Source organism: Streptomyces marispadix (assembly GCF_022524345.1).
GTDB lineage: Bacteria > Actinomycetota > Actinomycetes > Streptomycetales > Streptomycetaceae > Streptomyces > Streptomyces marispadix.
The window spans coordinates 1150244-1164470 of record NZ_JAKWJU010000002.1 but is presented as its reverse complement, the minus strand read 5'-3'; the positions used below and the strand labels follow the sequence as shown (position 1 = coordinate 1164470).

Sequence of the window (14227 nt, the reverse complement as noted above, 5' to 3'; positions counted from 1 at the left end):
GCGCCCGGCGATGACGAGCGGGTCGGGGCGCTGCGCAGGCTCCTGGCCGGATCGCGGACCGGGCTGGTGCGTGCCGGGCTGGTGCTGGTCTGGGTGGTGCGTGCCGGACCGGTGCTGGTCTGGGTGGTGCCGGTCGGGTTGCGGTACGGCGTCGACCGCGTAGCCGGTCATACGGTTCAGCCTCCTTGGACTGCGGTCAGTACCTCGATGCGGTCGCCCTCGGCCAGCCTCAGCGCGTGCCACTGCCCCCGGGGCACCACCGCCTCGTTGACGGCGGCCGCGACACCCGAGGGCGCCGACGTGAGCCCGGCCACGAGCTGGTCGAGGGTCGAACCGGAGGGGACGTCGCGAGGGGCCCCGTTCACGAAGACGGTGACGGTCGCGGCATCCGGTCGGACGGTCGTCATGGGGAACGCTCCTGTCACTCGCTCACGGAGAGGACACCCGCCGGACCGGCGATGCCGCCGCCGAACCGCCCGGGGGTGAACGGACGTACCTGTTCGGGGAGTTCGCCGCCCGCCAGCAGCTCGCCCATCGCGTCGCCGGTCACGGGCGTGAGCAGCACGCCGTTGCGGTAGTGCCCGGTGGCCAGATGGAGGCCCGTCAGCGCGGTGGGCCCCAGCAGCGGCGCGTTGTCGGGCGAGGCGGGCCGCAGCCCCGCGGCGGTCTCGGTCAGCGGAAGCTCCGTCACGCCGGGCGCCAACTCATGGGCGTCCCGCAGCAGTTCGTAGACGCCACCGGCCGTGACCGTGGTGTCCCAGCCCAGCTCCTCGCTCGTAGCGCCGATCACCAGCTCCCCGTTGGCACGCGGAACCAGATAGATCTGCCCGCCGCGCACGATCGCCCGGACCGTACGGGAGAGGAAGTCGCCACCGGGGCCGGAGGCCGACGGCATGCGCAGCCGCAGCACCTGGCCCTTCACCGGCCTTACGGGAGGCAGCAGTTCGCGCGGCACGCCCTCGAGTCGGGACGCCCACGAGCCGGTCGCCAGCACGGTCTGCCCGGCCTCGACGCCCGTGCCGTCGTCCAGTACGACACCGTTCGCGCGCCCGGCGGTGGCCGTGAGCCGTACCGCGGTGGCACGGCGGAAGGCGACGCCCGCGCGCTCACAGGCCAGCAGCAGAGCGGTGGCGAGCCGCCGTGGATCGGCCTGATGGTCGCCGTCGACGCGCAGCCCGCCGCGCACGGAAGGCGAGAGCATCGGCTCCAGGCGACGGCATTCGCGGCCCGTCAGCCACTGCGAGTCCAGGCCGCAACGGCTTTGCAGGGCGTGCAGTTCGCGAAGGTGCGCACGGTCGTCGGAGTCGAGGGCGACGGCGAGGGTGCCGCAGGAGCGGTAGCCGATCTCCTGGCCGCTCGCCTCCTCCAGCTCGGCGGCGAAGTCCGGGTAGCGGGCGGCGGAGGCGAGATTGAGCGCGAGCAACGCCTCCTCGCCGTAGTGGAGTTCGGTGACGGGCGCGAGCATCCCGGCCGCGACCCGGGCGGCGCCGCCGCCTGGTTCGGGGTCGACGACCGTGGTGGCCAGTCCGCGCTGTGCCGCCCGCCAGGCGATGACGAGTCCGATGACGCCGCCGCCGACGACGGCCACGTCGGGGCGCGGAGGAGCGCCGGACACCCGCCGTACGGGGGTGGTTGGGGACGTACTGCTGCGACGCATGGGGAAGCTGCTTCTCCCTTCGCCGGAATGACCCGGATCAGGTTCGTACGGTCGGAGGCCGCAGCCTCCCTCTCAGCCCGGTGCGCCGGACTCCCGTGAATGCCTTGTAGTGCGTGAATGCCTTGTAGTGCTGTGCGGCTGTGCTGTGTAGCGGGTGCTGTGCGATGTGGTGCGGTGCGATGCGATGCGGTGCCGTCTGCCGTGCGGCGCCGTGCGTGCCAGCGTACTGCCCCGCGTCCCCGCTGTGACCGGCGGAGTCTTCACCGTTCGGCCCGGCGCCTGCACCGGCGGCCGCCCGGCGGGCGCCGTACGGCCGCCTAGGATGATCGTGTGGGCGACAGTCGTGGCGAACAGCGGGTCGTGGTCGTGGGCGCGGGCATGGCCGGTGTGCAGACAGCCGTACATCTGCGGGAGCAGGGATGGCCGGGCGGTATCCGGCTGATCGGCGGCGAACCCCATCGGCCTTACGACCGGCCGCCGTTGTCGAAGGCCGTGCTGCTCGGCAAGAGCGAGGACGCCTCGCTCGACGTCGACTTCGGCTCCCTCGGGGTCGATCTGGAACTCGGCCGCGAGGTGACGGGCCTGCACACCGGCAGCCGCCTGCTGGAGACCGCCGCGGGCCAGGTGGCCTACGACCATCTCGTCATCGCCACGGGCGCCGGACCCGTCGAATTCCCGGGCAGCCAGGGCGTACCCGGGGTCCATCTGCTGCGCACGCTGGACGACGCCGCCCGGCTGCGCCCCGTACTGGCACGGCAGGGCGAGATCGTGGTCGTCGGCGCAGGCTGGATCGGCGCGGAATTCACCACCGCGGCAAGGGAGTCGGGCTGCGGCGTCACGGTCGTCGAGGCCGCTGACCAGCCGCTGCCGGGGGCGCTTCCCGCGGAGGTCTCGGCGGACATGCGCGGCTGGTACGAGCAGAGCGGCGCACGACTGCGTACGGGCGTGGCGGTGCGCTCGGTGGAGCACGGGGGAGTGCTGCTCGACGACGGCACCCGGCTGACCGCGGACGCCGTAGTCGTCGGCATCGGCTCGCGCCCCGCCACCGGCTGGCTGTCGGGCTCGGGCATCGAACTGGGCCGCCACGGCGAAGTCCTCGCCGACGAGGGGCTGCACGCCTCCGCCCCGGATGTGTACGCGGTCGGCGACTGCGCCTCGTTCCCCTCGGCCAGATACGGCCGCCGCATACTCGTCCACCACTGGGACAACGCTTTGCAAGGGGCGCGCGTCGTGGCCGCCAACATCGCCGCGGCGACGCTGCCCGACGGCGAGGCGGAGAGCGCGGTCTACGACCCGGTGCCCTACTTCTGGTCCGAGCAGTTCGGGCGCTTCATCCAGTACGCGGGTTACCACACCGCGGAGGACGAACTGGTCCGCCGCGGCGACCCGGACGAGGCGGCCTGGTCGGTGTGCTGGCTGCGCGGCGGGGCGCTGACCGCGCTCCTCGCGGTGGGCAGGCCGCGCGACCTGGCGCAGGGCAGAAGACTCATCGAGCGCGGCACACCGGTGGATCCGGCACGCGTGGCGGACGCGGCGGTGCCGCTGAAGAAGGCCGTCGTCCAGTCCTAGCGACGGGCGCCGGGGTCCGGGCGCTTCGCAAGGGCTTCGTACGCGCTTCGTGCGGGGCTCATACGCGCTTCGTGCGGGGCTCGTACGGGCTCAAGAGCCGGTCGTCGAGCGGGTGAAGCGAACCTGTGCACGGGTCGGCCGAGCGTACCGGCCGGGCCGGTGAACGGGCCGGTCGGCGGGCCGTCGACGAGCCCGGTACGGCTGATCGGCGGCGGACTGGTGGCGCCAGCACAGTAGTGACTGTCACAGCGGGATGGCACGCTTGTCGGCGTGACAGAGATTGATGCGAAGACCGATGCTCTCGTCCCTGCCTGGCTCACCCTCCCCGACGTCGCCGAGAAGCTCGACATCCCGGTGACCCGCGCCCGCCAGCTCGTCAAGGAAGGCCAACTGATCGCGGTCCGCAGAGGGGAGGAGCGGACCTTGCAGGTCCCCGCGGACTTCATCGGCGCGGGCCGCATCGTCAAGGGACTGGTCGGCACGATCACGCTTCTCAAGGACGACGGCTTCAGCGACGAGGAGATGCTGGAGTGGCTCTTCACCGAGGACGAAAGCCTGCCCGGCACCCCGGCGCAGGCCCTGCGTGAGAACAGAGGCACCGAGGTGAAGCGGCGCGCCCAGGCACTCGCCGTGTGATTTCCGGCACATAGCGGGCCGCCCAGGGCGGGGCACTCATGGGACCGGCCTCGGTTCGGGCCCCGCGCCCGCCCGGCCGCTGACGTACCCGTCGCTCGCCCGAAGGCCGAGCCGCACCTGACCGCACCCTGAACGGGCAGGTCACACCGCACACCCACGGGCGTGCGGGCCGCGCAGCGCCGCTGCATACGGTCCGCACGCCCTCGTCCGGGGGGATGTCCCTCATGAACGCCGACACCGCCCGCCGCCGGCTCGACGGGGCACGGCTGTATCTGTGCACCGACGCCCGCAAGGAGCAGGGCGATCTGCCGCAGTTCCTCGACGCCGTGCTGCGCGGCGGCGTCGACATCGTCCAGCTCCGCGACAAGGGCATGGAGGCCGCCGAGGAGCTGGAGCACCTGTCCGTGTTCGCGGAGGCCTGCCGTCGCCACGGCAAGCTGCTGGCCGTCAACGACCGTGCGGACGTGGCGGCCGCCTGCGGCTCCGACGTGCTCCATCTCGGCCAGGGCGACCTGCCCGTACCGGCGGCACGCGCGCTCCTCGGGGACGGTGTCCTGATCGGCCGGTCCACGCACTCCGCGGCCGAGGCGGACGCCGCCGCTTCCGAACCCGGCGTCGACTACTTCTGCACCGGCCCCTGCTGGCCCACCCCACACCAAGCCGGGCCGTCACGCCCCGGGCCTGGATCTGGTGAGGCATACGGCCTCGCGCGCACCGTCGCGTCCCTGGTTCGCCATCGGCGGGATCGACGACTCCAACCTGGACCAGGTGCTGGACGCGGGTGCCAGACGCGTCGTCGTCGTACGGGTGCTGACCGGCGCCGACGACCCGGAGGCCGCGGCGGCGGCGCTGGCGGAGCGGCTGCGGGAGCGTGCCGCGGACGACGAGTCCGGGCAGGCCGGAGGGGCCTGACGGACCGGGCGGGCAGGACGGGCATGACGTATCGGAGGAGGCCGGGCGGATCTGACGGTCCCGCGGAGCCGGGCGCCGGGCGCCGATCTCCCCCCGTTTCGGGCCCGTGAACGCGACGGCGGCCCGGTGAACGCGACGGCGGCCCTGTGGCGCCTCCGTGTACGCAGCGTGACTACCACGGGAAGACGCCCCCGACAAGCCCGTACGGAACGGACGTAAGCGCTTTTCACACCCCGTCGCCCTCTAGCCAAGGCCGATAGCCTTTCACCATGGCCATCGGTATCTCAGCTACCAGGACAGAGAGCACGGCGACCGTACGTGACCTTCTCGCGACGGGGCAGCGCTCGTACTCCTTCGAGTTCTTCGCCCCGAAGACCGAGAAGGGCGAGCGTTCGCTGTGGAAAGCCCTGCGGCGGATCGAAGCCGTCTCACCCACCTTCGTCTCGGTGACCTACGGAGCGGGAGGCTCCTCGCGCGAGGGGACGGTCCGCAACACCGAGCGCATCGCCACCGAGACCACGCTCACTCCGGTCGCGCACCTCACCGCCGTCAACCACTCCAGGGCGGAACTGCGCAACGTCATCGGCCAGTACGCGGACGCGGGCATCCGCAACGTACTCGCGATCCGCGGCGACCCTCCCGGCGACCCGATGGGCGAGTGGGTCAAGCACCCCGAGGGCCTCACCTACGCTTCCGAACTCGTCGAACTGATCAAGGAGTCGGGCGACTTCTGCGTGGGCGTCGCGGCCTTCCCCGAGATGCATCCGCGCTCCGACGACTGGGACACCGACGTGCGCCACTTCGTCAACAAGTGCCGCGCGGGGGCCGATTACGCGATCACGCAGATGTTCTTCCGCGCCGAGGACTACCTGCGGCTGCGTGACAGCGTCGCGGCAGCCGGTTGCGAGACCCCGATCATCCCGGAGATCATCCCGGTGACGAACGTGAAGCAGATCGAGACGTTCGCACAGCTCAGCAATGCGACGATTCCGGACGAACTGGCCGGGAGACTCCGGGCGGTCGAAGACGATCCGGCGGCGGTACGCTCGGTCGGAATCGAGTACGCGACGGAGATGTGTGCGACGCTGATGGCCGAGGATGTCCCCGGACTTCACTTCATTACGCTCAACAACTCCACGGCAACGTTGGAAATCCATCAGAATCTTGGACTCCACAACCGACCCTGAGCCGAAGTAGCCCGGCCGAGGCAGTGAGAAGGGGGCGCACATGGGCTGGACAGTCCTCTACATCGCGTTCGGCATCGTCGCGTTGTGGCTGTTGGGCGAAGTGCTGTTGCAGTACAAGGCCCGACTGCGCTGGCGTGTGCTGGCCTTCACCGGCTTCCTGTGCGTCGTGGCGGGGGCGATCATCCCCTCGGTCCTGGTGATCGGGATCGGGATCGCCGCCTTCGCCACGGGGCAGACGTTCGTGACGCTCTCCTACCGGAGAGGGTTCGTGGCCGGCTGGGCACTCACCGGAGTGCCCGGCGTCAGCCGCAGGCGCGACGAGCCCGAGGACGAGCCGGAGCCCGAACTCGACGCCGGGCCGCAGTTCGACGCGGTGGAGGCACCCGAGCCCGTACCGGCACTGGCCGGTTCCGGCGGCTACGGCTCGGACCCCTTCCAGCAGAACGCCCTCGAATCCGGCAACGGCTACGACACCGCCGCCTTCGCCGCAGTGGACTCCATGAGCGCCCCGGGCGGCTTCAACTCCCCGAACGGCTACGACACCGGGACGCTGACCACGGTCGACTCCATGGGAGCGCCGAACGGTTTCAACTCCCCGAACGGCTACGACACCGGGACGCTGACCACGGTCGACTCCATGGGAGCGCCGAGCGGCTTCAACTCCCCCAACGGCAACCGCTACGAAGGTCTCGGCGGCAACCGCTACGAGGGTCAGCACGGCAACCGCTACGACGGCCAGAACGGCGGCAACGGCTACGAGACCGCGGGCTTCCCGGCCATGGACGGCTTCGCCGGACCAGGAGCGGGCGGCCCCGGCGGAGGACTGGGCGGACCGGGCCCGGGACCCGACGGCTTCGATTCGACCCAGGCGTTCAGCCCGTTCAGCCCCGAGACCGAGGGCTACCAGACCGGCTCGTACCCCGCGGGCAACGGCTACGGACCGCAGGACACCGGCCAGGTCCCCGTCTACCAGCCGGGCCCGCTGCCGGACGAGACGGGCGAGTACGGATTCGGCGGCTACGACGGCCTCGGCTACCAGAGCGCCCCCCAGGCGCCCGGCATATACACCGACGGCGGCGGTCAGCCGCAGTACGCCTCGTTCTCCGACCCGTACTCCGGCTTCGACGCCAACGGGGCCGCGCCAGGCGCCCCTTCGTATGACACCTACGGCGGGTACGACACCTACGGCGGCGGCTACCCCGCCCCCGGCGACCCGCAGGGCTACGGCCCCCAGCAGTCCCCTTACGGCGTCTCCGACACCTTCGGCGGAGGCGGCGGATTCGGGGCGGGCGGCGCGGGCGCCGACGCATACGGCTCCATGTACGGCAACGGCGAGACGTACGCCGACGGCCAGTCCTACTTCCCGCAGGCGCCCACCGGCGGTGCGGCCTGGGTGCCTCAGCAGCGCGACCCCAACGAGCAGATGCAGCAGGGGCAGCCGTACCCGTACCAGAACGACCCTTACGGCTACGGCACCCAGGGCAACGGGTACGGCGCGGGCAACGGCTACGGCAACGGCAACGGCTACTACTACTGACCGCGCCGGGCGGGGCGGCTCAACAGGCCGCGCTACGGCGGCAGTCCGAGCCTGCCCGTCCGATGCGGACGGCCCCAACGCCCGGACAGCCGGACGCGGGCGGTCCGAGCGTGGAAAGTGCGAATGCGGGCCGCCCTGACGCGGCCCGTCCGGTGCGGGCGGCGGCTCAGTACGGGCCTCAGTACGAGCCGCGCCAGTCGTCGCCCTCCACGATCAGTCCGGCCACCAGCGCGCCGGACATTCCCGCGTGTGCGGCGCCGCCGCCGGGGTGCGCCCAGCCGCCCGCGCGGTAAAGGCCCTTCGTAGCCGTCCTGTTGGGGGGACGTACGTCCACGGCGCCGCGCCCACGGCCCGGGGCGTCCCCACGGGGCCCGGCGAGCGCCGGAGCCGGCACCAGGCCGCCTGGCGCCCCCGTCTCCCGCTCGATGTCGCGGGGCGTACGCACCTCGCGCCACAGCACACGAGGGCCGAGTCCCAGCCCGGCGCCGTCGGCAGCGGCCGTCAACTCGTCGGCCAGGCGCGCCTCTTGTGCACGCCTCGCCTCCTCGTCGCCGCCCTGGAGTTCACCGGGCGCGACGGCCGCGGAGAGCACCACGGCCTCGTGCCCGCCGTCCGGGACCAGCGACGGATCGTCGGGGCGCAGCACGGTCACGGGCCGTGCCGCGACGCCGCCCCGGCCCGCGCGGTCGCCCCGCCCCGCGGCGGTCCGGTGCATCCCGTCCCCGTGCACCCCGTCCCTGTGCACCCCGTCCCTGTGCACGACGGTGCGGTGTGCCGTCCCGGCGGGCCGCTCACCGCGCAGCGCCAGCAGCACCGTGAGACGCGACATGGCGGGCACGTCCGCCACAGGCACGTCCGCCGTCTGCCCGGCAGGGTCGTCCGGCAGACCCGCCGCGCCCAACACCACTGCGTCCGCGGCGACTTCACCCTCCGCGGCCGTTCTCACGCCGGCCGCCCGGCCGTCGCTCTCCACCAGCCCCAGCACCTCACAGCCGAAGCGGAAGTCCACCCTGCGTTCCGTGCAGCGTGCGTAGAGGGCGTCGGCCAGGGCCCGCATCCCGCCGCGTACGTACCAGCTTCCGAAGGTGTGCTCCAGATACGCCAGTACGGCCGCGCCCGCCGGAGCCGCCTCCGGGTCGAGCCCGTAGTCCAAGGCGCAGCCGGTCAGCATGGAGACGGCACGGGGATCGCGCAGTTCGTCCCATGCGGCCTCGGCGAGAGTGGGCGCACGGCGGCGCAGCAGCCCCCTGGCGCGCACCGCCGGGTAGGGATCGCGGGCCAGCGCCGCGCTCAGGGCCGGAATCCGGTCCGCCGTCAGCGGCTCCTCCAGCAGCGGCCGCCGGGTGGTGTCCCAGACCGTACGGGCACGGGCGAGCATGTCCGTCCAGCGCTCACCGGCGCCCGTACCGAGCGCGGAGTCGAGCGCGGCGACGACGCCCGCACGGGAGCCGGAGGGCAGCGAGACGCCGGTGCCGTCGGGGAAGACGTGCCGGATCGCGGGGTCGAGCCGCACGAGTTCGACCACGTCCTCCAGCTTCTCCCGGCCGGTCTTGACGAATAGGTCGCGGTAGACGGCCGGGAGGTGGAGAATTCCGGGGCCGGTGTCGAAGCGGAAGCCGTCCCGCTCGTAGAGACGCACCCCGCCGCCGTAGGTCTCCGCGCGCTCGTACACCGTCACCCGGTGCCCGGCCGTGGCGAGCCGCGCAGACGCCGCCATGGCGCCGAGTCCGGCGCCGATCACCGCAATACGTGCCATGACGAGGGACCTTAACCGCCGTCGTGTACCGCCTCCGAGGCAGGCGGGCGGCGGACGTCCCGCACCGCCGAGGACCCGGCCGACCCGGCCCGGGCCCGGCCTGAGCGATACGCCCCGGGCACGGGCGCGCAGTGCTGAGTAGGGCTACCTAGCTCCCGGGTTGAGTAGCACAGCGGATGGGCTACGGCCCCCGCGGCGGCAGAGTTATGGACGTGGCAAGGGAGCACGGCTCCGGCACCGCCGACACGGGGCGGCGGAACGGACCGGCTCCCTTGCAGGGGGACGCGGGGGCACGGGGCCCCGCGTCCGTCACGGGGGACGGGGGAAACGGGGGAAGGCGTGCGCAGCCCCAAGGACCGGGTGGTTCCTGACCGGGCTACCGGGGCTGCGCACACCCGCCGACACGCCCCTGGAGAAGCAGCGAGAGCGCGCCGTGCACATCGTCCAGCGACCGCTCCGGCTGGAACGCCTTCCAGTCCAGCGCCGCCACCAGCACCATTCCGACCAGCGCGGCCGCCGTCAGGGAGATGTCGATCTCCCCGCTCAGCTCGCCCTCCTCCACGCCCGCCCGCAACTGCTCCTCGACGACGGCCACGGCGTCCCTGCGGACGATGAGCAGTGTCGAGTTCCAGGCCCTGTTGGTACGCCACAGCTCGGCGACGTAGAGCCGGGTGAAGGCCGGATAGCGGTCGATGAAGACGAGACCCGCCCGCACCATCGCGTCGAGCGCGTCGACACGTGAGCCACCGGCGGCGGCCGTGGACGCCGCCGCCTCACGCAGATCCGCCGTCAGCAACTCCACGCCGTGGCGCAGCAGTTCCTCGAACAGCTCGCTCTTGCTGGCGAAGTTGTAGTAGACGGTCCCCTTGGCGACGCCCGCGTGCTCGGCGATCTCCTCCACCGTCGTGGCGGAGAAACCCTGCTCGGCGATGAGCGTCACCGCCGCCCGGAACAGCTTCTCCCGGGTCGGTACGCGGCTCACAGCGCGATCTCCGGATGCAGCCGGTCCACCGTCCACACCTGTCTGCGGCGCGCGGTGACCGCCGTGAGCGCAAGAGCCCCCGCGGTGAAGGCCAGCAGCACCAGGCACGCCCGCCACACCGGCCACGCGGCGCCTCCGGTGATGAGGTGGCGCAACCCCTCCACCACGTAACTCATCGGCAGGAAGGGGTGAATCGCGTTGAAGAACCCGGGAGAAGTCTCTATCGGGTAGGTCCCGCCCGCCGACGTGAGCTGAAGCATCAGCATCGCCAGCACGAGAACACGGCCCGCGGGCCCGAACCGGGCGCCCAGGAACTGCACGATCGCCGTGAAGCACAGCGTCACCAGCAGCAGGAAGCCCACCGTGCCCGCGCCCCTGGCGAGGTGCAGCCCCAGTCCCCAGTGCAGCACGCTCAGCAGCGCCCCGGCCTGCACCGCCCCGATCGCGGCAACGGGCAGCCAGCCCGCGAGCGTGATGCGGGCGGCCGGCGCACCGGCGGCCAGCGCGCGTCTGTTGAGGGGTTGCAGCAGCATGTACGCGATCATCGCACCGACCCAGAGCGCCAGCGGGATGAAGTACGGGGCGAATCCCGTGCCGTACTGGGGCGCCGGGTGCGCGTTGGAGGAGGACAGCCCCACGGGGTCGGACATCACGTCCGTGCGGTCGTCGCGCTCCTGCTTCCCGTAGTCGGGGATCTTCCGCACGCCGTCGTGCAGTCCGCCCGAAAGCTGCGACGAGCCGTCGGCGAGCTTGTACATCCCGCCGTCGAGCGTGCCGGCACCGTCGGTGAGCTTCCCCACGCCCTTGTCCAGGCTCGCGGCGCCGCTCTCGGCGCTCGCCAGGCCCCCATTGAGGCGGCCGGCCCCGTCATGGACCTTGTGCGCACCGGAGTTGAGGGCGTGCACCTGCGCCACGGCCTTGTCGAGGTCTTCGCCGAGATGCGGTGCGCGGACGGCGAGCGCATTGGCGTAGTGGTTCAGCCTGTCGAGGCGTTCGCCGAGCCTGGTCAGATCCTGCTTCTCAACGACGTCGTTCACGTCCGCGGCGACGTCGGCCGCCGTCTCCGCCGCGTCCACCGCCTTCTTCAACTGCGGGCAGGAAGCGTCCAGTTCGACGGGGCCACGGCACCGCGCCTCGTAGACGGCACGCAGGGTTCGGGCCGCCTTGCGGGAGTCGGTCTCGGCCTTCTGCGCCGCCTCCGGCAGCTCGCGGAGGTTCTCCTTGAGGACCTTGCTCGCCCGTGCGACGTCACGGGCGGCGGTGCCTATCTCGTCCTCGTTCTCGTCGAGGAACGGCCCCAGCTTCCCGGCCGCCTTGTCGACCTTGTCGGACAGCTTCTGCGTACCGTCGGCGACGCGCTTCGACCCCTTCTCCAGCTCGCCCGCACCGGCGTGCAGCCGTGAGGTGCCGTCCCTCAACCTGCCGCTGCCGCGCCCGGCTTCGCCCAGGCCGTCCTTCAGCTCGCCGGTGCCCTTCTTGGCGCGGTGGATGCCGTCGCCGAGCCGGTCGGCGCCGTGGGCGGCCTTCGCGGTGCTGTCGTGGATGGTGGAGAAGGAGACGAAGATCCGGTCGTAGAAGCCGCGGGAGGCCTTGCTGGAGGCGGCGGCCCGCACCTCGGAGAAGACCGTGCGCGCCATCTGCCCCACGACGTAGTTCCCGGCGTCGTTCGTACGCACCTTCAGCGCACCCGTACGCGGATCGTCGCCCGAACTGGACGCGATGCGCTCGCTGAAGTCGGCGGGCACGGTCAGCGACAGGTAGTAGCGCCCGTCCTCGACGCCTCTGCGGGCGTCGGCCGCGTCCGTCTCGTGCCAGTCGAAGGTGCCGCTGTCGCGCAGCCCTTCGGCGACCGAGTCGCCCGCCGCGATCCGCTTGCCGCCGGCGTGCGCGCCCGTGTCCTCGTTGACGAGCGCGACCGGGACCTTGTCGAGCCGCCCGTACGGGTCCCAGAACGACCAGAGATACAGGGCGCCGTAGAGCAGCGGCAGCAGCAGCATCGCCACCATGGCCGCACGCGGCAGCCGTCCCCTCCCGAACCGCTTCAGCTCAAGCGCGGCCAGTCTCGGCGTGCGCATCGCCTGCCTCCTCGTCGCTCATGCCGTCCGACTCCCCGTGGGGCGCGGCCGGTTGGGGAATCTGCGGCGGGCTCTGCCGGGTCTGCCGCCGGTCCTGCTTGGTGGATGTGCATACGGTCACCGCGCCCGGCGGTGCCTCGCTGCACACGGCCAGCACGGTCACGCCCGGCGAGGCGATGGAACGCAGCAGCGACCACGCCTGTCCGCGCTCACGCTCCGAGAGCTTGAAGTCCACGTCGTCGACGGCGAGCAGACGCGGCCCGCCGAGCAGCGCGAGCGCGATCGACAGCCGCAGGGTCTCCAAGCGGTCCAGGTCGCGCACGCGGGTACGCGGCCCCTTCGGCAGCGCTTCGGGATCGAGACCGGCGGCCTCCAGCGCGGCGTCGACGCGGGCCCGCGAGGCGGCGGTCCGTTCCCGGCGGGGCCGCAGAAGGCCGCGCAGCGAACCGCCGAACCTCCGCTGGAGCAGGGCCCGTTCACGCAGATGCTCGGCGACGGACAGCGCGGGCTCCAGATCGGTGACGCCGGTCACGGCCGCCAGTGCGCTGATCCGGCGTACGGCGGCGAGCTGTCCGGGCAGCCGCCTGCCGCCCACCAGGGCATGACCCGAGGTCGTCTTCATCCGCCCCGTGAGGGAGAGCAGCAGACACGTACGCCCCGAGCCCGAGGGGGCCCTCCAGGGCTATGAGGGAGCCGGGCGCCGCTTCGAAGGAGATGTCCGCGAAGACCGTGCCGTGGGGGCCGTCGAGCCCCAACTCCCGGGCGGAGAGGGCGACTCCGGCGCTTGCGGCGTCGTCGGCGGACTCGGTGCCCGCGGCGGTGCCGGCGCTCGCGGCTGTCTCTGTGCCCGCGGTGCTCGCGCCGGTGCCCGCGGTCTCGTCTGTCGGTTCGGGGAGGGTGTCCGCCCCCGGCCGTCCACCGTCGCCATGGGAGTCGTGTGCCGCGTCGTCCACGGAGCCGCCCCCTTCCAGGTTTTTAGACTGACTGGTCAGTTCAAAAGTATGCCTCATGGTTCGCACAGGGTCCGAGGCGGCCCCTGGGGTGGAGGCCCGCGAGGCCGAACACCGGCCGCCCATGGGGGAGTTCGCGCAGGTCAGAGCCGATTGTCAGTGGTGTGCCTCACGATGTGTGCATACGCCGGTTCATTCGGAAGTCGGAAGACGGACAGGAGGTTGGTTCCCGTGCAGCGACCCTCTCGGGGAGCACCCCCGCACACCCCGCCGGCCAACGACGTCCATCCCGTCCTTCGCCGCGCGAGCGCACCGCCCGCCGCCCTCGACCTGCTCGCACAGGCCCAGCACGGGCTGGACGAGGCAGCGGCCATGGAGACGCCCAACGAGCGGTTCGCCACCGCGCATCTGGCCGCGCTGCGCACCGCCGCGGCCGTGCTGGCGGTGCGCGGGCGGCCCGAGACCAGCGAGCGGCGCAGACGGGCCATACGCAGCGCATGGGAGGTGCTGCCGGAGGCCGCACCCGAACTGTCCGAGTGGAGCCTGCTGTTCGCCTCGGGAGCACGGAAGCGCGCCCGTGCCGAGGCGGGCATACAGGGCGCGGCCACCTGGCGCGAGGCCGACGACCTCGTCCGTGACGCCGGGGTCTTTCTGCGGCTGGTCGAGCGGATGCTCGTCTCCCAGCCCGCCCTGCCGCAGCCGCGCGTCGCCGCCTCCGACGACGAACTGGTCCCGCAGGCCGCCGCGCGTACGTCCTCCGCGTCGTCCACCGCCCGGTTACGACCGCCCCGGGCACAGCAGGACCACCGACGGCCACGTGCGGGGTGAGTGCGGCGCCGAGCGGGACGTACGGGCCGTACGTAGATGAGCCGTGCGCAGCCGTGCGTACGCGGAGATGCCGTATGGACCGCGGAGATCAGCCGTACGCAGGGAAGCCGTACGGAGATGAACAGCGTCCGGGCGCAG

At 72.3% G+C, this 14227-nt stretch carries 9 protein-coding genes, 3 pseudogenes and 1 riboswitch; of the genes and pseudogenes, 6 read left to right on the top strand and 6 right to left on the bottom strand.

Annotated elements, in window-relative coordinates; all coding sequences use genetic code 11:
- Positions 1-176: 176 nt before the first annotated feature.
- Positions 177-407: a sulfur carrier protein ThiS gene (gene thiS, locus MMA15_RS05055; protein WP_241057764.1), complete on the bottom strand. Its 231-nt coding sequence runs from the start codon at positions 405-407 to the stop codon at positions 177-179.
- A 14-nt stretch (positions 408-421) separates the two neighbouring features.
- The gene (thiO, locus tag MMA15_RS05050; protein WP_241057763.1) at positions 422-1657 is read right to left on the bottom strand and encodes a glycine oxidase ThiO; all 1236 of its coding nucleotides are present in this window, start codon (positions 1655-1657) and stop codon (positions 422-424) included.
- Positions 1655-1764: riboswitch (TPP riboswitch) on the bottom strand. Its footprint overlaps the gene before it by 3 nt.
- Before the next feature lie 223 nt (positions 1765-1987).
- Between thiO and MMA15_RS05045 the strand changes: the two genes are divergently transcribed.
- The 5 genes and pseudogenes from MMA15_RS05045 to MMA15_RS05025 form a co-directional block, all read left to right on the top strand.
- Positions 1988-3226 carry an NAD(P)/FAD-dependent oxidoreductase gene (locus MMA15_RS05045; protein WP_372498183.1) on the top strand — a complete coding sequence of 413 codons (1239 nt, stop codon included), beginning with the start codon at positions 1988-1990 and terminating at the stop codon, positions 3224-3226.
- Between the two features lie 270 nt (positions 3227-3496).
- Positions 3497-3862 (top strand): Rv2175c family DNA-binding protein, encoded by a 366-nt coding sequence (locus MMA15_RS05040; RefSeq protein ID WP_241057762.1) that lies wholly within the window; start codon positions 3497-3499, stop codon positions 3860-3862.
- A gap of 215 nt (positions 3863-4077) precedes the next feature.
- A pseudogene (gene thiE / locus MMA15_RS05035) lies at positions 4078-4774 on the top strand (thiamine phosphate synthase).
- 269 nt (positions 4775-5043) lie between these two features.
- Positions 5044-5961: a methylenetetrahydrofolate reductase [NAD(P)H] gene (metF, locus tag MMA15_RS05030; RefSeq protein WP_241057761.1), complete on the top strand. Its 918-nt coding sequence runs from the start codon at positions 5044-5046 to the stop codon at positions 5959-5961.
- 40 nt (positions 5962-6001) lie between these two features.
- Positions 6002-6281, top strand: a pseudogene (locus MMA15_RS05025) (hypothetical protein); the annotation flags it as partial.
- 1395 nt (positions 6282-7676) lie between these two features.
- On the opposite strand, the gene MMA15_RS05020 reads toward MMA15_RS05025, so the two are convergent.
- The 4 genes and pseudogenes from MMA15_RS05020 to MMA15_RS05005 form a co-directional block, all read right to left on the bottom strand.
- Complete coding sequence (locus tag MMA15_RS05020; protein ID WP_241057760.1) at positions 7677-9254, bottom strand: phytoene desaturase family protein; 1578 nt, start codon at positions 9252-9254, stop codon at positions 7677-7679.
- Between the two features lie 376 nt (positions 9255-9630).
- The gene (locus MMA15_RS05015; RefSeq protein ID WP_505016609.1) at positions 9631-10272 is read right to left on the bottom strand and encodes a TetR/AcrR family transcriptional regulator; all 642 of its coding nucleotides are present in this window, start codon (positions 10270-10272) and stop codon (positions 9631-9633) included.
- On the bottom strand, positions 10233-12311 hold the full coding sequence (locus tag MMA15_RS05010) for a YhgE/Pip domain-containing protein (protein WP_241057758.1): 2079 nt from the start codon (positions 12309-12311) through the stop codon (positions 10233-10235). Before MMA15_RS05010 ends, MMA15_RS05015 begins: the two co-directional genes overlap by 40 nt.
- Positions 12283-13066: pseudogene (locus MMA15_RS05005) on the bottom strand (ATP-binding cassette domain-containing protein). Before MMA15_RS05005 ends, MMA15_RS05010 begins: the two are co-directional and overlap by 29 nt.
- A gap of 426 nt (positions 13067-13492) precedes the next feature.
- Here MMA15_RS05005 and MMA15_RS05000 point away from each other — a divergent pair.
- A complete protein-coding gene (locus MMA15_RS05000; RefSeq protein ID WP_241057756.1) occupies positions 13493-14089 on the top strand; it encodes an SAV_6107 family HEPN domain-containing protein in 597 nt (198 codons plus the stop codon).
- Positions 14090-14227 lie beyond the last annotated feature (138 nt).

What these genes read in the sequence shown, in the direction of transcription:
- thiS (WP_241057764.1), bottom strand. Translation starts at nt 407, where the DNA reads ATGACGACCGTCCGACCGGATGCCGCGACCGTCACCGTCTTCGTGAAC.
- thiO (WP_241057763.1), bottom strand. Translation starts at nt 1,657, where the DNA reads ATGCGTCGCAGCAGTACGTCCCCAACCACCCCCGTACGGCGGGTGTCC.
- metF (WP_241057761.1), top strand. Translation starts at nt 5,044, where the DNA reads ATGGCCATCGGTATCTCAGCTACCAGGACAGAGAGCACGGCGACCGTA.
- MMA15_RS05020 (WP_241057760.1), bottom strand. Translation starts at nt 9,254, where the DNA reads ATGGCACGTATTGCGGTGATCGGCGCCGGACTCGGCGCCATGGCGGCG.
- MMA15_RS05010 (WP_241057758.1), bottom strand. Translation starts at nt 12,311, where the DNA reads ATGCGCACGCCGAGACTGGCCGCGCTTGAGCTGAAGCGGTTCGGGAGG.